The following is a 16,751-nucleotide window of genomic DNA, read 5'->3' on the forward strand; positions in this document are numbered from 1 at the left end:
ATCATTCGAGACGAGTCTATGCCGATAGGTTCGAACTAATAGCGCAAAGGTTGGGCGTTAATGATCGGTTATATCGAACGATCCCGGGCATCCCAATACTGCCGGGCCTTCTCGAACGCTTCGTCGCGAGTATCACCCAGGCCGCGCAAGGCCAAAGCCATGGTGGCGATCAGCGCCAGTTGCGGGTAACTGTCCTCAACGTCGCCGCGCCAGATCGCTTTCAAATGCTCGGGATCAAGACTCTCCGGCTTGACGTGGCGCTGCTCGGACAAGCGTGGCCATTCCTCATCCCAACTGGCACCCCCGGTGGTGCCGTACAAATGGCTGTCGGCGTCCGGGTTGATCTCGATCTCGCCGCCGTCGCCCTTGATCACGATGGCGGTGTCGCCGAGCAAGCCGCTGGCCTCGCGGTGCACGGCCTGGTAGCCCGGGTGGAAGATGCTTTGCAGGCCGCAGCGTGCGCCCAGCGGGTTGAGGATCCGCGCCAGGGAATGGATCGGCGAGCGCAGGCCCAAGGTGTTGCGCAGGTCGATCATGCGCTGCATTTGCGGCGCCCAATCCACCAGCGGCATGAAGGCCAGGCCGCCGTTGTCCAGCGCGCTGCCGACCTGTTGCCAGTCGCGGCACAGCGGGATCTGCAGCAAGCCCAGCAGTTGTTCGGTGTAGAGCCGCCCGGCGGTGTGAGCGCCGCCGCCGTGCATGAAAATCCGCACGCCGTTCTGCCCCAGGCATTTGGCCGACAGCAGGTACCACGGCAAATGGCGCTTCTTGCCGGCGTAGGTTGGCCAGTCGAGGTCCACTTTCAACGCCGGGACCACCAGGCGTTCACGCAGGGCTTCGGTGAAACCGGCCATTTCCTCGGCGCTTTCTTCCTTGTGCCGCAACAGCATGAGGAATGCGCCCAGTTGGGTTTCTTCGACCTGCTCATCGAGCACCATGCCCATGGCTTCCCGCGCTTCTTCACGGGTCAGGTTGCGGGCGCCGCGCTTGCCTTTGCCAAGAATGCGCACGAACTGGGCGAAGGGGTGTTCGGCTGGAGTCTCAAGGGTCAGTGCTGGAAAGTCGGTCATAGGCAATTCGTCGGTTTGGGCAGGCCCGCCAGCTTGGCGGCGAGTTTGGCGGGAGTGCCTTTGAACAATCGGTTCAGGTGCAAGCTGTTGCCCTTGTCCGCCCCCAGTTTCAGCGCGGTGTACTTGATCAGCGGCCGGGTGGCGGGGGACAGCTGGAATTCATCGTAGAAGGCGCGCAGCAGTTCGAGGATTTCCCAGTGCTCGGGGCTCAAGTCGATGTCTTCGGCGGTGGCCAGGGCGGTGGCCACGTCGGCGGACCAATCATCGAGGTCGGCCAAGTAGCCATCCTTGTCCAGCGCAATGCTGCGTTCGCCCACGGTCAGGGTCTTCATAGCCAGCTGTTGACCTTGTCATGCTGGATCGACAGCGCGACGAAGGCCGGATAATCGACGGCTTCGGCCCAGCCCGGAATAGCCAAGGCGCGGGCCTGTGCGTCTTCGGCAAGGACGAACACTTTGCAGCCGCCGGCTTGCAGCGTGTCGAACGGCACGGTGCCGGGTTGCAGCGCATAAGCCGCGTCGCCGCACAGCAGCAGCGCGTCGTGGCTTCCCAGGATCCGCAGGCAACTGGCGAGGCGGCCGTCGCCGAAGGGGGAATGAGACAACACATGCAAGGTCGACATCAGAGGGTGATCACCTGGTCGTAACGGTCGATGAGCGCGGCGATGTCCGCTGCGCCCAGGGCTTTGAGGTCGTCCAGCGCCAGGGCATCGACGGCGAGACCGCGTTCAGCGGCGCTGTCGGCACAGACAAACAGGTCGTCGACGCCAAACATCGGCAAGGCCTGCAAGTTGGCGCTCAGGTCCTTTTGCCGGACTGCCTTCGCGTCCTGCCCGGCGGCGAGCTGGAACACACCGTCATCGAGAAACAGCAGGCCGATGGGCAAGTCGAATGCACCGCCAGCCAATACGATGTCCAACGCTTCCCGGGCGCCGGGGCCGGACCAAGGCGCTTGGCGGCTGATGAGCAATAAAGACTTGGCCATTACGCGCCTCCGAAGCAAATCAAGCGGTCGGCATCCTGGATCGCATCGTGCAACTGACCCAGGCCGGACAGCGCCCACGGCGCTTCGACGCTGGCCGCCGAACGCTGGTAGCGCTGGGCTTCTTCCTCGTTCAACACGCCACGGCGCAATGCCGCCGCGATGCACACTACGCCGTCGAGCTGGTGCTCGGTGACAAATGCGCGCCATTGCTGGGGCAGGTCTTGCTCGTCCTGAGGCGTGACGACGCTGTTGGCAGCGTTGTAGACGCCGTCCTGGTAGAAAAACAACCGCACGATCTCATGCCCAGCGGCCAGCGCTGCCTGGGCAAACAGCAAGGCGCGGCGCGAGGAGGGCGCGTGAGCGGCGGAAAACAGCGCGATGGCGAACTTCATGACGGACCCGATCAGCAAAACTGCGGCCATGATAATGCTTTATGGGCGGTGGGGCGATTCTCAAAGAACTGCGTGGTCAGCCTCGCCACGGGGCCCACTTCAGGGCTTGAGGCCATACAGCTGGCAATACTCCTCCCATTCCATCCCCGCCATCTCCGCCACCTCCTTGTGCACTTCCATACGCTGGGCCTGGTAGTCCTCGGCTGAAGCGGTCGTCAGCAACAGCGTCAGTTCCCAGGCGAACAAGCCCTCGCGTTCGGCCTCGGCTTCGAACGCTTCGTGCAAACGTTCGGCGCGGTATTGCGCGGCGGTTTCACCCTTGGCCTGGGCCAGCAGCGGGTTGAGATTGTCCAGTTCGTGACGCAGCTCGGGGCGTGCGTCGAGGAAAATCTGCAGGGCTCGTTCGTGCTGCTGTTCGGTTGTCGCCATGGTCGCTCCTTGGTCAATTAGCCGACAGGTTGCGTGAATCGATAGCGGTTGTCGCCTGCAAATTTCGGTAAAGCCGTACGGCAACCAGGGGCGTAATGCTACAGTCGGTTTTTTTTCGAAGAGTGAAATGCAATGCGAATGCTGATGGTGGCCGTGGCCTCGACCCTGCTGGCCGGTTGCGCAGGTTCGGCGATGGAGCAGGCCCGGACCCAAGCCCCCTACAAGACCTTGTCCTCGGATAAACCGCAGCAGAATGTCGCCCAATGCGTAAAGTTTGCCTGGGAAGACGAGGCGGTGTTCGGGGTCGATGCCGGCGCATACCTGCAGCCCGGCAAGCAAGGCGGCTCGACGGTCTACACCCGCTCGGCCGAATCGTTTGTCGATCTGCAAACCAGTGCCACGGGTACGGCATTGAATTACTACGCCAAGCATGATGATTTTGTCGCCAAGCGCCGGTTGGCGGCGTTGGCGACATGCCTCTGAATCCCACAGGGTGAGTTTTAATTTTCGGAATCCAGGCGCTTCTGGAAAAAGAAGCGCTGATGCCCCGGTGGATAGTCCTCGATCTTGCCGCACTCGGTGAAACCATGCCTGCGGTAGAAATCCGGGGCCTGGAAGTCGAACGTATCGAGCCAGATGCCCACGCAATCCTTCTCCCTGGCCAGTTGTTCGGCCATCTGCATCAGTTCCGAGCCCGTGCCCTGGCCGCGCGCCTGTTCAGGCACCACCAGCAATTCGATATAGAGCCAACGAAAAAATACCCGGCCATACAGTCCGCCGACGATTTCATCGTGCCCGTCGCGCACCAGCCAGGCGACCGGTTCCGGTGCGCTTCCGCCAGTCTGGGCGACGTTGTAGGCCCGCAATGGCGCGAGGATGGCTTGGCGTTCTTCATCGGTTGGAGCGTCCGTGCGTTCGATTCGCAGTGTCATCGGCAATGTCCTTATCCAGGGATGATCAAACACGCGAGCCTACAGTAAACAGGCATATTGTTTAAACCGAGCCATACTCCTGTGTGCTTTTGAAGCGATCCCTACCCTTAAGAACAAGAAGAGACCGACTCATGAAGTTCGAATCACTGGCCCGGACCCTCATCGCCACCTCGCTCACCCTCTACTGCCTGACTGCCCACACCGCTTCCCAAGCCCCGGTTGCCGCCGAGAACGGCATGGTCGTCACCGCCCAGCACCTGGCGACCCACGTCGGCGTCGATGTGCTCAAGAACGGTGGCAACGCCGTGGATGCGGCGGTCGCGGTGGGCTATGCCCTGGCGGTGGTCTATCCGGCGGCGGGTAACCTCGGTGGTGGCGGTTTCATGACCTTGCAAATGGCCGACGGCCGCAAGACCTTCCTGGATTTCCGCGAAAAAGCCCCCCTGGCCGCCACGGCCGACATGTACTTGGACAAGGACGGCAATGTCATCCCCGAACTCAGCACGCGCGGCCATTTGGCGGTAGGCGTGCCCGGCACCGTGTCCGGCATGGAGCTGGCGTTGAAGAAATACGGCAGCAAACCCCGGGCGGAGTTGATCGCGCCGGCGATCAAGTTCGCCGAGGACGGTTTTGTCCTGGAACAGGGCGATGTGGATCTGCTGGAAACCGCCACGGATGTCTTCAAGAAGGATGCGCGAGATTCCGGCGCGATCTTCCTGCACAACGGCGAGCCGATGCAGGTCGGCCAGAGGCTGGTGCAGAAGGACCTGGCCAAGACGCTGCGGGAGATTTCCGCCAAGGGCGCCGACGGCTTCTACAAAGGCTGGGTCGCCGATGCGCTGGTGACTTCCAGCCAGGCCAACAAAGGCATCATCACCCAGGCGGACCTGGACAAGTACAAGACCCGCGAGCTGGCGCCGGTGGAATGCGATTATCGCGGTTATCACATCATCTCCGCGCCGCCACCCAGCTCAGGTGGCGTGGTGCTGTGCCAGATCATGAATATCCTCGACGGCTACCCGATGAAAGACCTGGGCTTCCATTCGGCACAGGGCATGCACTACCAGATCGAAGCCATGCGTCACGCCTACGTTGATCGCAACAGCTACCTGGGCGACCCGGACTTCGTGCAAAACCCCATCGACCATTTGCTGGACAAGAACTACGCGGCGAAGCTGCGCGCCGCGATCGAGCCGCAAAAAGCCGGCGACTCGCAAAAGATCAAACCCGGCGTGGCGCCCCACGAGGGCAGCAACACCACGCATTATTCGATCGTCGATCAATGGGGCAACGCCGTTTCCGTCACCTACACCCTCAACGACTGGTTCGGCGCCGGCGTGATGGCGAGCAAGACCGGGGTGATCCTCAACGACGAAATGGATGACTTCACCGCCAAGGTCGGCGTGCCCAACATGTACGGCCTGGTGCAGGGCGAAGCCAACGCCATCGCGCCGGGCAAGTCGCCGCTCTCATCCATGAGCCCGACCATCGTCACCAAGGACGGCAAGACCGTCATGGTGGTCGGCACGCCGGGCGGCAGCCGCATCATCACGGCGACCTTGTTGACCATCCTCAATGTGATCGACTACGGCATGAACCTGCAGGAAGCCGTCGATGCGCCGCGCTTCCATCAGCAGTGGATGCCGGAAGAGACCAACCTGGAAACCTTCGCCGCCAGCCCCGATACCCTGAAGTTGCTGGAGAGCTGGGGTCATAAGTTTGCCGGCCCGCAGGACCCGAACCACATCGCCGCGATTCTGGTGGGCGCGCCGTCACTGGGTGGCAAACCGGTGGGCAAGAACCGCTTCTATGGCGCTAACGATCCGCGCCGCAACACCGGATTGTCGTTGGGCTACTGACCATTCGAAGAGGCAAACATGAGCACCGCATTGTTGATCATCGACGTCCAGGAGGGGCTGTGTGCTGGCGAGGAAGAATGCTTCGAGAGCCAGCGCCTGGTCCGGACCATCAACGACCTCAGCGCCAAGGCCCGGGCTGTCGGCTTGCCGGTGATTCTGGTCCAGCATGAAGAGCTGGACGGCTCGCTGGCACATGGCAGCGCCGCCTGGCAATTGGCCGACGGCTTGCTCACCGGAGCTGATGACTTACGTGTGCGCAAGACCACCCCGGACGCGTTCTACCAGACCGACCTGCTGGCGTTGCTGCAAGCCCGAAGCATAGATCGCGTGGTGATCTGCGGGCTGCAAACGGACTACTGCATCAACGCGACCGTGCGCCAGGCCCATGCCCTGGGGTACGAAGTGGTCCTGGCCGCCGACGCCCACTCAACGGTGGACAACGGCAGCTTGCCGGCCGAGCAGATCATTGCCAATCACAATCATCGACTGGGGCGGCTGAGCAGTGCGGTGTCGCGGATTGATGTAGTTGCGGCTGCCAAAATCCGCCTGTAGCCGATGTGGCAGGACTGACCTGCCACTAAAGGTCGTCATTCATGGATCGTGACATCACCACGGCAGCGCGCGCATTGGCGGCGGGGGACCCGGTGGCCGCGCTCAATCGTGTCGCGTTGCGCAACGATGCGCCGGCCCTCGCGCTTCGCGGCATTGCCATGGCCCAGCTGGGCGACCTGGAGAGAGCCCGGGCCCTGATGCGTCGGGCCGCTTCGGCCTTCGGAGCCAAGGAGGCTGTGGCACGGGCGCGGTGCGTCGTGGCGGAGGCTGAAATTGCCCTGGCTTCCCGCGACCTCGCCTGGCCGATGACGCGCCTCGACGCCGCTCGGGCGCTGCTCGAAACCCAAGGCGATCGGGCGAACGCCGGCCATGCGCGGACCATCGAAATCCGCAGGTTGTTGCTGATCGGCCGGCTCGACGAGGCCGAGCGCAAGCTCATCGAACTGGACCTTGCCGGGTTGCCTTTGGCGTCTCGGGCGGCCTGCGAGTTGGTGGCCGCCGGGATTGCCATGCGGCGGCTGCAAGCGCAAACCGCCCGGGACGCCTTGGAAAGGGCCAGGCAATCCGCGCGGCAAGCAGGGATTGGCGCGTTGGACGGCGAAATCGACAGTGCCTGGCGGATGCTGCTGACGCCCGCAGCGCGGCTGATCGCCGGAGGCGAAGAGCGTTTGCTGGTGCTCGAAGACGTACAAGCCCTGCTGGCCGGCCCGGCGCTGGTGGTGGACGCCTGCCGATATGGCGTCAGTTGCGCTGGCGTCCAGGTCGCCCTGGCCAGGCGTCCGGTACTGTTTGCCCTGGCCCGTGAATTGGCCCAAGCCTGGCCTGGCGATGCGCGGCGGGACGTGCTCATGGCCCAGGCCTTTGGTTTGAAATTGACGGACGAGTCCCATCGCGCCCGCTTGCGCGTCGAGATGGGGCGGTTGCGGGCCGCGTTGCGTCCAATGGCTGACCTGGTCGCCACCCGGCACGGTTTCAAGTTGGTGCCGCATCATGCGGGCGAGGTTGTGGTCCTGGCGCGTGTCGTCGAGGAACCCTACGGGGCGGTGCTGGCGCTGTTGGCGGATGGAGAAGCGTGGTCCAGCTCGGCTCTCGCGCTGGCCCTGGACACTAGCCAGCGCAGCGTGCAGCGAGCCTTGGAAACCCTGGCGGCCCACGGCAAGGCGCATTCGTTCGGTCGTGCAAGGGCTCGACGCTGGACGGCGCCACCGATGCCCGGATTCGCGACGATATTGTTACTCACCACGCTGCCGTTCGATGGTTAGGATGCAATCACACCCACCGATGAGGCGATGTGAGATGAAACGTTCAGAAGCACAGATCCTGCGCGAATACGGTCCGTTCCCAGGCGTCGATTGCGTGCATGGCGTGAGCCATGACGGCGAGCACGTCTGGTTCGCCTCGGGCGAAAAGCTGCACGCCCTCGATCCCGCGAGTGGCCAGACCGTGCATGCCCTTGATGTTCCAGCGAACGCCGGCACCGCGTTCGACGGTCGGCATCTGTTCCAGATCGCCGGTGACAGCATCCGCAAGATCGATCCCCGCACCGGCCAGGTAGTGGCGACGATCCCGGCGCCCAACAGTGGAGATGATTCCGGCCTGGCGTGGGCCGAAGGATCGCTCTGGGTAGGTCAGTACAAGGCCCGCAAGATCCTGCAAATCGATCCTGCCGACGGCAAGCTTCTGCGCACGATCGAATCCAATCGTTTCGTCACGGGCGTGACCTGGGTCGATGGCGAGCTGTGGCATGGCACCTGGGAAGAGGATGAAAGCGACCTGCGGCGCATTGATCCAAACACGGCGCAAGTGCTGGAAAGCGTGACGATGCCGCCGGGGATCGGCGTGTCGGGGCTGGAGTCCGATGGCGCGGATCGGTTCTTTTGTGGCGGGGGCGGTAGCGGGAAGGTGAGGGCGGTGCGTCGGCCGGTTTGAGGGCTGGCCAAGTGCAGTATCTGAAATACCGCATTTGTGGCGAGGGGATAAATCCCCTCGCCACAATGATGTCTGCCTATTGGCTTATGGCGCGCCAAGCACCATCGTCCAGTACACCCCAGCGTCGCTGCGCGAGTCGCTGGCGGACGCGGCGCCCATCTGGGTGAACATCGAGTTCATCAGGTTGGCGCAATGGCCGGGGCTGGCGAGCCAATCGTGCATGGCCTGGCTCGGCGAGCGTTGTCCGGCGGCAATGTTCTCGCCAAGTTTGCGCCCGCGAAAGCCGGCGCTCTTGGCCCGGTCGGAGGAGGAACGTCCGTCCGGGTCGCGATGGGCAAAATAATTGCCGCGGGCCATCGACCGGCTGTGGCCTTGGGCGGCGGTTCCCAGCGCAGCGTTCCAACTCAGCGGCCGAGCCGCGCCGAAGCGTTGGCGCCCGCACATCCGTGGCTTGGCCCGGGCGGCGTTGACCTGGGCCAGCAGCGTCTTGTCCGGCGCCCCCGCATCGCTCATCCGCGCGCCGCCCATAGGTTGCGCCAACACCACGCGCCACTCGTCACCGACCCGGTTGACGCCGATGTCGGCGTACCGGTTGTCCAGCAGCGCCGCGCAATGCTCATCTGCAAGCATTTCCAACGCTTCGTCGGCGTCCCGTGCATCGGTCAGGCGAATGCTGCGCACCTCGCGGGCTTGATAACCCACATCCTTCAGTGCGTCGCGCAGTCCGCCACGGAAACCGATCGGCAAGGCCAGGTTCGAGCGCAGCGCCAAGGGCGGAGCGGCGCGCAACCTTCGCCAGTCACACCGTTGGGACTGGCTGCGGTAATCGTTGATAGCGCTCACCAGTTGCCCTTCGCCCCGGGCATGGGCCGGGCTGGTGAACAGGGGAAACAGGATCGTGAGGCACAGCGAAGCGAAACGGCGAGAGCGAACAGGATGGCGCATGGGGCGAACGGCTCGGGAGGGAATTGCCTTGACGCCAGGAAGGCGCCGGTCAGCCCTGGACGTGTTGTTCAGGGCTGGGGTAGGACTGCGGCTTTTGAAACTAGTTGCAGGGTGAGTGAACACATAATGCGGGGACCGCACGAGGTCCTTTGTGGCGAGGGATGCGCAGCGGCCCCGGTTGTTGCGACCGCTTCGCACTCGAGCGGGAGCAGGCTCCCTCGCCACAAAAGCATTCAATCGTGTGCAGCCACCGGCGCCTTGGCCCGCTCGACCTTGCGCCAGGTCAGCAACACGATGCCGGCCACCACGATCACGCCGCCAAGGATCTGCCCCGGGTTGAGCATCTGGTCCAGCACCAGCCAGCCGATGAGCAGGGTTGCCAGCGGTTCGATGTTCATCACCGGGGCGTTGCGCGGCATGTCCAGGCGTGGCACGCACATGAACAAGACGATGAAGCCCGTGCCGTAAAGTACCACCAGGGTGGCGAGCGCGAGCCAGCCGGTGCTGCTGGCGGGGAAGTCGAGGCCGCCGGGCAGCGCGCCGGTCAGGCCCGCGAGGTTGACGCTGCTGAACACAATGAAGATTGTCAGCAGGCTGCGGACCGAGCCGCGCACCTGGGACAGCTTGTGATCGGTGATCCATAACGCGCAAGCAAAGACGCACGCGGCGCAGAACGCCAGGCCAACACCCAGCAACCACTGCGGGCCGACGTCTGCCTGGGAGGCCAACCGCGTCGGTACTTCCAGCACGAACACCAGGCCCACCAGGATCATGCCCATCAGCGCCGCGGTACGGCCGGTGGGGCGCGGGCCGCCGAGGGACCAGGTCAACAGGGCCAAGAGAATCGGGAACACGTTGCCCACCAAAAGCGCAAGTGCCACCGGCACCCGGGCCACCGCGGAATACAGGCACAGGCTTTGCGCGGCGATCAACAGGCCCAGCAGTAACTGCCAGCGCCAGGCACCGGTGGGCAGGCGCAGGCTTTGCCGTTGCCACAGCACCATTGCCGCCAACACCAGCAACGTTCCGCCCGAGCGCAGCAGGATCGCCAGCAGCACGCCAGCGCCGTCATCGAACGCGGCCCGCGCGGCGACATGGTTGCCGGCAAAGGCGCACCCCATGCACAGCAGGACAAGCACGGCGATGTGGCGGGGAAAGGGGGCAGGTGCATCGGATGCGGCGGTGGAGCGGGTCATGGCAGGAAGTCTCAAAGGGGAACATGAAATAAGCCCTTGAAAGGGCTTTTTAGTTTTGTTGTCGTACAACTTGGGTCGGATTTTTACCGCATATGGCGTGAGCGAACAAGCCTGGCGGAAACGCTTGTTCTATAGAGTCCAGCACTTCCGGTGACTTCAGGCCGGTTGATGGCTGTCGATGATTTTGCCACGCGTCGTGTGAAGTAACTGTGTGACGCATCTTGTACGATGTCTTATCAGGGAGTAAAACAAACGTCCCCGTCCAATAATAATTAACGGAGACGTACGATGGATGCTTCGCAACCTGCAACCGCCAATCAGGGGCGCCGGATCTTCCTGAAAAAATCCCTGGTGGTCTCGGCCGCCGCCGCGACGCTTGGAAACCTGCCCGGGCTGGCCCAGGCCGAGCCCCTGAGCCAGCGCTATCCAGACCCACTGGTCAATATCCTCGACCCCAGCTTCATGGACTTGCGCATCTTCAACGCCAGCGTCGAGAAGCTCGCCGACGGCTTGCGTTGGGCGGAAGGGCCGGTGTGGATCGGCGACGGTCGGTATCTGCTGGTCAGTGACATTCCCAACAACCGCATCGTACGTTGGGACGAAGTCACCGGTGGGCTGTCGGTGTACCGCGAGAATTCGAACTTCTCCAACGGCATGTGCCGCGATCGCCAGGGGCGGTTGCTGGTCTGCGAAGGCTCGACCACGTCGACCGAAGGGCGACGCATCACTCGCACCGAACACAACGGCACGATCACCGTGCTGGCCGACAGTTTCGATGGCAAGCCGTTGAACTCGCCCAACGACATCGTCTGCAAACGGGATGGTTCGATCTGGTTCACCGATCCACCGTTCCAGACCGGCAATAACTATGAAGGCCACAAAGTCACCCCGGCGCAGCCCCACGCGGTGTATCGCATCGACGGTCAGACCGGCAAGCTCAGCCGGGTAATTGACGATTTGGCGGGGCCGAACGGCCTGTGCTTTTCACCGGATGAAAAGACTCTCTATGTGGTCGAAGGCCGGGCCAAGCCCAACCGTCTGGTCTGGGCGATCACCGTCAAGGACGACGGCACCTTGGGGGAGCGCCGCAAGCACATCGAAGGGCTGGACTACGCGGCCATCGACGGAATCAAGTGCGATGAGAGCGGCAACCTCTGGTGCGGTTGGGGCGGGAACGGCGACCCCAAGGCCGACCTGGAAAAACTCGACGGCGTTCGGGTGTTCAACCCCGAGGGCAAGGCCATCGGGCACATCTCGTTGCCGGAACGCTGTCCCAACGTCTGCTTCGGCGGCAGGGAAGGCAACCGACTGTTCATGGCCGGTAGCCACTCGCTGTACTCGTTGTTCGTGAACACCCGAGGGGCCACGTTCGCCTGATTCTCAGGCGCCACCAATAACCGTGGCGAGGGAGCTTGCTCCCGCTCGATTGCGCAGCAATCGCAAAGCAAGCTCCCAAGCTTCAACCCAGCTTCACGTTCATGGTGATCTGCGCCGTGAACACCTTCTTGCCTTCCCCGTCATGAATATCCACCGGCACGATCTTGTGTTTCCAGTAACAGGCGCGCTTTGCGGTGACCAAGGGGCCGTTCAAGGACGAGCTCGCCAGCCGCAATACGTCACGTAACGGTCAGCTTTGGCAGTGGTTGAGCGCTGCGGAGCAGGGCGAGGCGCTCAAGCGCTATCCCGCCGAATTGATGTTTTCGCTGATCATCGGCGCGTCTGAAAGCTATTGCCGGGCATGGCTGGCGGGGCGTGTGTCCTCCAGCCCCAAGGTTCACCGGCAATTACTGGCCCAAGCGGCGTGGCGTTCCATCAGTGCTGAATGAGCGTCATAGCGGGCAGCTCCACAATTCCACGGCCGGTTGCTGTGCGGAGGGCGGCCCCAGCCAATGGGCCATCGGCTCGCAATGGCTGCCCTCGCACAGCTGATAATCGCCGGCCTGGGGTGTACGGCCGAGCTTCAGCGGTTGCAGCGGCGGCAGCTCGCGGTGGTATCGCCAACTGCCGTTTTCCAGCCGCGCGCCCTCGGGAATCTCCATGCCGGCGCCGTTGCCCTTGATCCTGGCTTCACTCAGGATCAAGCCCGTTTCGGTGACGCGATAGTCTTCCTCCCAGCGGACCTTTTCGATGGTGTGGTTCCAGGCCAACGTGAACTCGCTGAGTTCAAGTTGTGCCCAGACCACGCCGGACAGGCCCAGGCACAAGCCGATCACGCCAAGGCTCGCCCGGTACGCCGTGAGCGCCAGACGTGCTGGAAAATCATCAGCGCGCCGAGGACGAAGCCGATCTCATCGGTCAAGGGCAGGGCAACCACCAGCATCGCACCAGCGGCGAAACACATCAGGCGTTCCCAAACCGGCATTTTCTGCTGCAGATAACCGGTGGAGGCCATCCCCCAGAGCCCGACGGCCAATACGGTCTTGATCAGCATGTACGCCGTCATCCACAGATTGTCGCCCTGAAGCATCAGCGCCGGGTTGTACACCGTCATGAACGGGATGACGAAGCCGGCAAGGGCGATGCGCACCGCCCAGAAGCTGATCTTCAGACCACTCTCCCGGGCGATGGGCGCGGCGGCGAAGCAGGCCAGGGCGACCGGCGGGGTCAGGTCGGCGAGGATGCCGAAATAGAACACGAACATGTGCGACACGATCAGCGGCACGCCCAGTTCCAGCAAGGCGGGCGCGGCAATCGAGCTGGTGATGATGTAGTTCGGGATGGTGGGGATGCCCATGCCCAGCACCAGGCAGGTGAGCATGGTCAGGAGCAGCGACAGGAACAGGTTGTCCTTGCCGATCGCCAGGATGTAGCCGGCGAAGGTGGACGCCACGCCAGTAAGTGAAACCACGGCGATGATGGTGCCGACCAAGGCGCAGGCGATTCCCACCGGAACGGCGTGCCGTGCCCCGTCGACCAGAGCGTGCAGGCAAATGATCAAGGTTTCTCGGGTGCCTTTCATGAACCAGCAGGCCACCACCAGCAGGCCGATCACCGCAAAAACGACACCGATGCCCAGCCGGAAGAACCCAACGCAAAGAATGCCCAGCGCAACCCAGAATGCGCAGCGCAGGGCAAAATTCGACACTTTGAGAATGATCGCCGAGCCGAGGATCACAATCGCCGTCAGCGCCAGCCCGACCATGCCGGAGAACAACGGCGTGCGGCCGGAAAACAGCAGGTACACCAGCACCCCCAGCGGGATCAGCAGGAACCAGCTCTCCTTGACCGCGCCCCAGGCACTCGGACATTGGTCCTTGGGCAGGCCCTTGAGGTCTGAGCGCTTGGCTTCCAGATGCACCATCCAGAACACCGAGCCGAAATACAGGCACGCGGGTATCAACGCGGCCTTGGCGATTTCCACGAACGGTACGTTGATGGTCTCGGCCATGATGAACGCCACCGCGCCCATCACCGGCGGCATGATCTGGCTGCCCATGCTCGACGTCGCTTCCACGCCGCCAGCGAATGCGGCCTTGTAGCCAAAGCGTTTCATCAGCGGAATGGTGAACTGCCCGGTCGTCACCACGTTGGCAATCCCCGAGCCGGTGATGGTGCCCATCAGCGCCGATGACACCACGGACACCTTCGCCGGACCGCCCAGCTTGTGACCGAACAGGCCCATGGCGAAATCGGTGAACAGTTTGATCATGCCGGCCTTTTCCAAGAAGGCGCCGAACAGAATGAACAGGAAGATATAAGTGGCCGATACGTAGGTCGGCGTGCCGTACAGCCCTTCGGTGCCGAACGACAATTGATTGATGATTTGATCGACGCCGTAGCCGCGGTGGGCCAGGTCGCCGGGCAGGTGTTCGCCGAACAGGCCATAGGCCAGGAACAAGCCGCAGATGATCGGCAAGGCGATGCCCATCACTCGCCGTGCCGCCTCGAACACCAGCACGATCAGGATGACGCCGATCACCATGTCGGCGGTCGTCAAGTCGCCTGAGCGCTGGATCAGGTCGGCCTCGAACACCCATTGATAGAGCGCCGTCGCCATCCCCGCCAGTCCCAACACCCAGGCCAGGGGTTGCCAGGGCCTTTGCTTGCCATGGGCCGGGTAGCTCAAAAACACCACCCACAGCAAAAAGCCCACATGCACCGCCCGCAGCACGATGCTGGACACCGGTGAAAAAGCCGCCGTAATGATCTGGAATATGGAAAACAGCAACGCCACGTAGAACAGCGTCTTGGGCCAGTCCCGCGGGTCCGTGGCGATGCCGTGCTGGTCTTCACTCATGAAATGCCTGCCTGTTGTCGACGTGCGGAGGTGAAACGCAATGCTGCAACGGCGACGCGCGCCGTTGCAGTGCGTGGGGCTACAGCGCGCCCACTTCCTTGTAGTAACGCTCTGCACCGGGGTGCAGGGCGATCGGCAGGTTTTTCGCGGCGTTTTTCAGCGAGATATCCTTGGCCGCCGAGTGAGAGGTGCCCAGGCGGGTGAGGTTGTCGAACAGCAGCTTGGTCATCTGATAGGCCACTTCGTCCGGGACGTCCGCGCGGGTCACCAGGATATTGGTGATGGCCACGGTGGGCACCGCGTCGGCCTGGCCATCGTAGGTGTTGGCGGGAATCATGGCGCTCTGGTAGGCCGGGTTGCCGATCTTTTCCACCACGTCGACGGGAATCGACACGTAGTTCAACGCCATGGTCGACGCCAGGTCACGAATCGCCGCCATGCCCAGCCCGGAGGATTGCAGGGTGGCGTCCAGTTGCCGGTTCTTGATCAAGTCCACCGACTCGGCGAAGGGCAGGTATTGGACCTTCATGTCGCTGTAGCTCAGGCCGGCCGCCTTGAAGATCGCCCGGGCATTGAGTTCGGTGCCGGATTTCGCCGCGCCGACGGAAACGGTCTTGCCCTTGAGGTCGGCCAGGGTCTTGATCCCCGATTCCTGGCTGGCAACGATCTGGATGTAATTGGGGTAGGCGCCGGCAATCGCTCGCAGCTTGGTCAGCGGAGCCTTGAAACCGGCGTCCTCCACACCGTTTTTCGCATCGGCCACCGAGTCACCCAGGGCCAGCGCCAGCTCCCCGCGCCCGGCTTGCAGCAGGTTGAGGTTTTCCACCGACGCCTTGGTGGCTTGCACCGATGTCTTGGAGTCCTGGATGCCGCTGCTGTAGATCTGTGAAAGCCCGACCCCGATCGGGTAATACACACCGCTGGTGCCCCCGGTCAGGATGTTGATGTACACCGGGGCCGCATGAGCGGTGGCGGTGACCGCCAAGGCTGCGGCGGCGGCCAGGAGGGTGAAGCGCTTGTTGACTCGCATTGGGAACTCTCCGTCTTGTTATGGCTTTATGCAGAGTCTTTCCACTGTAGTCGAAACGGGCTTGATGGCGAATAGGCAGATACCGCTATGTTGGATTAAACAGCGTGGCGGCCTGGCGCGGCGCTACTGCCGCGCACGGTCAGTTCGAACGGCAACCGCACATGCCGCTGGGCGATGGGTTGTTTCTCGATCAGCGCGATGAGCATTTCCACCGATTTGTGGCCAAAGGTTTCGGCCGGCTGGGAAATGGTCGTCAACGGCGGATCGCAATACGCGGCGAACGGAATATCGTCGAAGCCCACCAGGGAAATGTCCTCGGGTACGCGCAAGCCCATCTGCTTGATGCGCTTGAGTGCGCCGATGGCCATCTCGTCGTTCTCGCAGAACAGCGCGCTGGGGCGATCGGCCAAGCCCAGCATCGTCCCGGCACCTTCGTAGCCGGCCTTGAGGGTGAAGTCGCCGTGGCAGACCAGTTCAGGGTCGAGGGCGATGCCGGCGTTGTGCAAGGCGTCCTGGTAACCGGCCACGCGATCGAGGGTCAGGGGGCTGCTGCGCGGGCCCTTGATGATGCCAATGCGTCGGTGGCCGAGTCCGATCAAATGCTCGGTCATCGCTCGCGCGGCGCCGCGGTTGTCCAGGCTGATGGTCGGGTAGGGCGCGTCCTTGACCACTTCGCAGGCGTTGACTAGCGGCAGCGCGTCGGTGCCGGGAGGCAGTGAGACAAAGGGATCGCTGGCGCGCAATTGGATCACGCCGTCGGCCTGATGGGCGTACACCAGCCCGGCGAATTCCTGCTCGATGGCTTCGCGGCCCTGGGTGTCGCACAGCAGTAACCGATAGCCGGCCGCTTGCGCCGCTTGTTGGGCGCCGCTGATGACCCGGGCGAAAAAAGTGTTGGCGATTTTCGGCACGAGAATCACCAGGTTGCCGGTGCGTCTGGAGCGAAACTGCACCGCCATCAGGTTCGGTCGATAACCGGCCTGCTGCACCGCTGCGTTGACTTTGTCCCGGGTCTCGGGCAACACCCGCTCCGGGGATTTCAGCGTTCTGGACACCGTTGCCACCGACACGCCGGCCAGCCGTGCTACTTCACGGATATTGGACAAATTCACCTCGATTCCGCGCCTGGAAACCAGGCATGACGGCGAGCTTACCGCAGGTTCGGCACCTGACAAACGCTCAATGGCGTTGCAAGG

General features: G+C 63.0%; 19 protein-coding genes and 2 pseudogenes. 7 read left to right on the forward strand and 14 right to left on the reverse strand.

All coding sequences use genetic code 11. From position 1 onward, the window contains the following. Positions 1-68: 68 nt before the first annotated feature. The 6 genes from J3P79_RS10280 to J3P79_RS10305 form a co-directional block, all read right to left on the reverse strand. Positions 69-1,070: a glycosyl transferase family protein gene (locus J3P79_RS10280; protein ID WP_434610177.1), complete on the reverse strand. Its 1,002-nt coding sequence runs from the start codon at positions 1,068-1,070 to the stop codon at positions 69-71. Next, complete coding sequence (locus J3P79_RS10285; RefSeq protein ID WP_434610179.1) at positions 1,067-1,402, reverse strand: TusE/DsrC/DsvC family sulfur relay protein; 336 nt, start codon at positions 1,400-1,402, stop codon at positions 1,067-1,069. The genes J3P79_RS10280 and J3P79_RS10285 overlap by 4 nt, the downstream gene beginning before the upstream one ends. Further along, on the reverse strand, positions 1,399-1,692 hold the full coding sequence (gene tusB, locus J3P79_RS10290) for a sulfurtransferase complex subunit TusB (RefSeq protein ID WP_434610182.1): 294 nt from the start codon (positions 1,690-1,692) through the stop codon (positions 1,399-1,401). Before tusB ends, J3P79_RS10285 begins: the two co-directional genes overlap by 4 nt. Next, complete coding sequence (gene tusC / locus J3P79_RS10295; protein WP_434610184.1) at positions 1,692-2,054, reverse strand: sulfurtransferase complex subunit TusC; 363 nt, start codon at positions 2,052-2,054, stop codon at positions 1,692-1,694. Before tusC ends, tusB begins: the two co-directional genes overlap by 1 nt. Continuing rightward, positions 2,054-2,446, reverse strand: coding sequence for a sulfurtransferase complex subunit TusD (gene tusD, locus J3P79_RS10300; protein WP_198723428.1), 393 nt, complete (start codon positions 2,444-2,446; stop codon positions 2,054-2,056). Before tusD ends, tusC begins: the two co-directional genes overlap by 1 nt. A gap of 99 nt (positions 2,447-2,545) precedes the next feature. Continuing rightward, complete coding sequence (locus J3P79_RS10305; protein WP_434610187.1) at positions 2,546-2,875, reverse strand: DUF6388 family protein; 330 nt, start codon at positions 2,873-2,875, stop codon at positions 2,546-2,548. A gap of 132 nt (positions 2,876-3,007) precedes the next feature. On the opposite strand from J3P79_RS10305, the gene J3P79_RS10310 reads away from it, so the two are divergent. After that, positions 3,008-3,358, forward strand: a complete 351-nt coding sequence (locus J3P79_RS10310) for a hypothetical protein (RefSeq protein ID WP_434610189.1) — start codon at positions 3,008-3,010, stop codon at positions 3,356-3,358. Positions 3,359-3,375: 17 nt separating this feature from the next. Here the strand turns inward: J3P79_RS10310 and J3P79_RS10315 are convergent, their stop codons facing one another. Then, positions 3,376-3,807, reverse strand: coding sequence for a GNAT family N-acetyltransferase (locus J3P79_RS10315; RefSeq protein WP_434610192.1), 432 nt, complete (start codon positions 3,805-3,807; stop codon positions 3,376-3,378). A 131-nt stretch (positions 3,808-3,938) separates the two neighbouring features. Between J3P79_RS10315 and ggt the strand changes: the two genes are divergently transcribed. The 4 genes from ggt to J3P79_RS10335 are packed head-to-tail and all read left to right on the forward strand — an operon-like array spanning position 3,939 to position 8,147. Next, the gene (gene ggt / locus J3P79_RS10320; RefSeq protein ID WP_434610194.1) at positions 3,939-5,666 is read left to right on the forward strand and encodes a gamma-glutamyltransferase; all 1,728 of its coding nucleotides are present in this window, start codon (positions 3,939-3,941) and stop codon (positions 5,664-5,666) included. 18 nt (positions 5,667-5,684) lie between these two features. Next, positions 5,685-6,218, forward strand: a complete 534-nt coding sequence (locus J3P79_RS10325) for a cysteine hydrolase family protein (RefSeq protein ID WP_434610196.1) — start codon at positions 5,685-5,687, stop codon at positions 6,216-6,218. 41 nt (positions 6,219-6,259) lie between these two features. After that, complete coding sequence (locus J3P79_RS10330; RefSeq protein ID WP_434610198.1) at positions 6,260-7,480, forward strand: helix-turn-helix domain-containing protein; 1,221 nt, start codon at positions 6,260-6,262, stop codon at positions 7,478-7,480. Positions 7,481-7,514: 34 nt separating this feature from the next. Beyond that, positions 7,515-8,147 (forward strand): Vgb family protein, encoded by a 633-nt coding sequence (locus tag J3P79_RS10335; protein ID WP_434610200.1) that lies wholly within the window; start codon positions 7,515-7,517, stop codon positions 8,145-8,147. A gap of 84 nt (positions 8,148-8,231) precedes the next feature. Here J3P79_RS10335 and J3P79_RS10340 read toward each other — a convergent pair whose 3' ends face one another. Beyond that, entirely contained in the window at positions 8,232-9,092 is an 861-nt protein-coding gene (locus J3P79_RS10340; RefSeq protein ID WP_434610201.1) for a CAP domain-containing protein, read from the reverse strand. Positions 9,093-9,325: 233 nt separating this feature from the next. Continuing rightward, positions 9,326-10,288, reverse strand: coding sequence for an EamA family transporter (locus tag J3P79_RS10345; RefSeq protein ID WP_434610203.1), 963 nt, complete (start codon positions 10,286-10,288; stop codon positions 9,326-9,328). A gap of 288 nt (positions 10,289-10,576) precedes the next feature. Between J3P79_RS10345 and J3P79_RS10350 the strand changes: the two genes are divergently transcribed. After that, complete coding sequence (locus tag J3P79_RS10350; protein ID WP_434610205.1) at positions 10,577-11,665, forward strand: SMP-30/gluconolactonase/LRE family protein; 1,089 nt, start codon at positions 10,577-10,579, stop codon at positions 11,663-11,665. A gap of 82 nt (positions 11,666-11,747) precedes the next feature. Here J3P79_RS10350 and J3P79_RS10355 read toward each other — a convergent pair. After that, a pseudogene (locus tag J3P79_RS10355) lies at positions 11,748-11,834 on the reverse strand (DUF4442 domain-containing protein); the annotation flags it as partial. Positions 11,835-11,847: 13 nt separating this feature from the next. Between J3P79_RS10355 and J3P79_RS10360 the strand changes: the two are divergent. Then, positions 11,848-12,114, forward strand: a pseudogene (locus J3P79_RS10360) (TetR/AcrR family transcriptional regulator); the annotation flags it as partial. Between the two features lie 3 nt (positions 12,115-12,117). Here J3P79_RS10360 and J3P79_RS10365 read toward each other — a convergent pair. The 4 genes from J3P79_RS10365 to J3P79_RS10380 form a co-directional block, all read right to left on the reverse strand. Beyond that, the gene (locus J3P79_RS10365) at positions 12,118-12,501 is read right to left on the reverse strand and encodes a DUF1850 domain-containing protein (RefSeq protein WP_434610207.1); all 384 of its coding nucleotides are present in this window, start codon (positions 12,499-12,501) and stop codon (positions 12,118-12,120) included. Next, on the reverse strand, positions 12,498-14,525 hold the full coding sequence (locus J3P79_RS10370; RefSeq protein ID WP_434610209.1) for a TRAP transporter permease: 2,028 nt from the start codon (positions 14,523-14,525) through the stop codon (positions 12,498-12,500). The genes J3P79_RS10365 and J3P79_RS10370 overlap by 4 nt, the downstream gene beginning before the upstream one ends. A gap of 79 nt (positions 14,526-14,604) precedes the next feature. Next, positions 14,605-15,555, reverse strand: a complete 951-nt coding sequence (locus J3P79_RS10375) for a TAXI family TRAP transporter solute-binding subunit (RefSeq protein ID WP_434610211.1) — start codon at positions 15,553-15,555, stop codon at positions 14,605-14,607. 95 nt (positions 15,556-15,650) lie between these two features. After that, positions 15,651-16,661: a LacI family DNA-binding transcriptional regulator gene (locus J3P79_RS10380; RefSeq protein ID WP_434611423.1), complete on the reverse strand. Its 1,011-nt coding sequence runs from the start codon at positions 16,659-16,661 to the stop codon at positions 15,651-15,653. Positions 16,662-16,751 lie beyond the last annotated feature (90 nt).

The organism is Pseudomonas sp. R1-7 (assembly GCF_051132105.1).
Classification (GTDB): domain Bacteria; phylum Pseudomonadota; class Gammaproteobacteria; order Pseudomonadales; family Pseudomonadaceae; genus Aquipseudomonas.

Excerpts from the sequence above, each read along its gene's own strand:
- J3P79_RS10370 (WP_434610209.1), bottom strand. The coding sequence starts at position 14,525 with ATGAGTGAAGACCAGCACGGCATCGCCACGGACCCGCGGGACTGGCCC.
- J3P79_RS10285 (WP_434610179.1), bottom strand. The coding sequence starts at position 1,402 with ATGAAGACCCTGACCGTGGGCGAACGCAGCATTGCGCTGGACAAGGAT.
- J3P79_RS10340 (WP_434610201.1), bottom strand. The coding sequence starts at position 9,092 with ATGCGCCATCCTGTTCGCTCTCGCCGTTTCGCTTCGCTGTGCCTCACG.
- J3P79_RS10315 (WP_434610192.1), bottom strand. The coding sequence starts at position 3,807 with ATGACACTGCGAATCGAACGCACGGACGCTCCAACCGATGAAGAACGC.
- ggt (WP_434610194.1), top strand. The coding sequence starts at position 3,939 with ATGAAGTTCGAATCACTGGCCCGGACCCTCATCGCCACCTCGCTCACC.
- J3P79_RS10325 (WP_434610196.1), top strand. The coding sequence starts at position 5,685 with ATGAGCACCGCATTGTTGATCATCGACGTCCAGGAGGGGCTGTGTGCT.
- J3P79_RS10305 (WP_434610187.1), bottom strand. The coding sequence starts at position 2,875 with ATGGCGACAACCGAACAGCAGCACGAACGAGCCCTGCAGATTTTCCTC.
- J3P79_RS10280 (WP_434610177.1), bottom strand. The coding sequence starts at position 1,070 with ATGACCGACTTTCCAGCACTGACCCTTGAGACTCCAGCCGAACACCCC.
- tusD (WP_198723428.1), bottom strand. The coding sequence starts at position 2,446 with ATGAAGTTCGCCATCGCGCTGTTTTCCGCCGCTCACGCGCCCTCCTCG.
- J3P79_RS10310 (WP_434610189.1), top strand. The coding sequence starts at position 3,008 with ATGCGAATGCTGATGGTGGCCGTGGCCTCGACCCTGCTGGCCGGTTGC.
- J3P79_RS10350 (WP_434610205.1), top strand. The coding sequence starts at position 10,577 with ATGGATGCTTCGCAACCTGCAACCGCCAATCAGGGGCGCCGGATCTTC.
- J3P79_RS10345 (WP_434610203.1), bottom strand. The coding sequence starts at position 10,288 with ATGACCCGCTCCACCGCCGCATCCGATGCACCTGCCCCCTTTCCCCGC.
- tusB (WP_434610182.1), bottom strand. The coding sequence starts at position 1,692 with ATGTCGACCTTGCATGTGTTGTCTCATTCCCCCTTCGGCGACGGCCGC.
- J3P79_RS10330 (WP_434610198.1), top strand. The coding sequence starts at position 6,260 with ATGGATCGTGACATCACCACGGCAGCGCGCGCATTGGCGGCGGGGGAC.
- tusC (WP_434610184.1), bottom strand. The coding sequence starts at position 2,054 with ATGGCCAAGTCTTTATTGCTCATCAGCCGCCAAGCGCCTTGGTCCGGC.
- J3P79_RS10335 (WP_434610200.1), top strand. The coding sequence starts at position 7,515 with ATGAAACGTTCAGAAGCACAGATCCTGCGCGAATACGGTCCGTTCCCA.
- J3P79_RS10375 (WP_434610211.1), bottom strand. The coding sequence starts at position 15,555 with ATGCGAGTCAACAAGCGCTTCACCCTCCTGGCCGCCGCCGCAGCCTTG.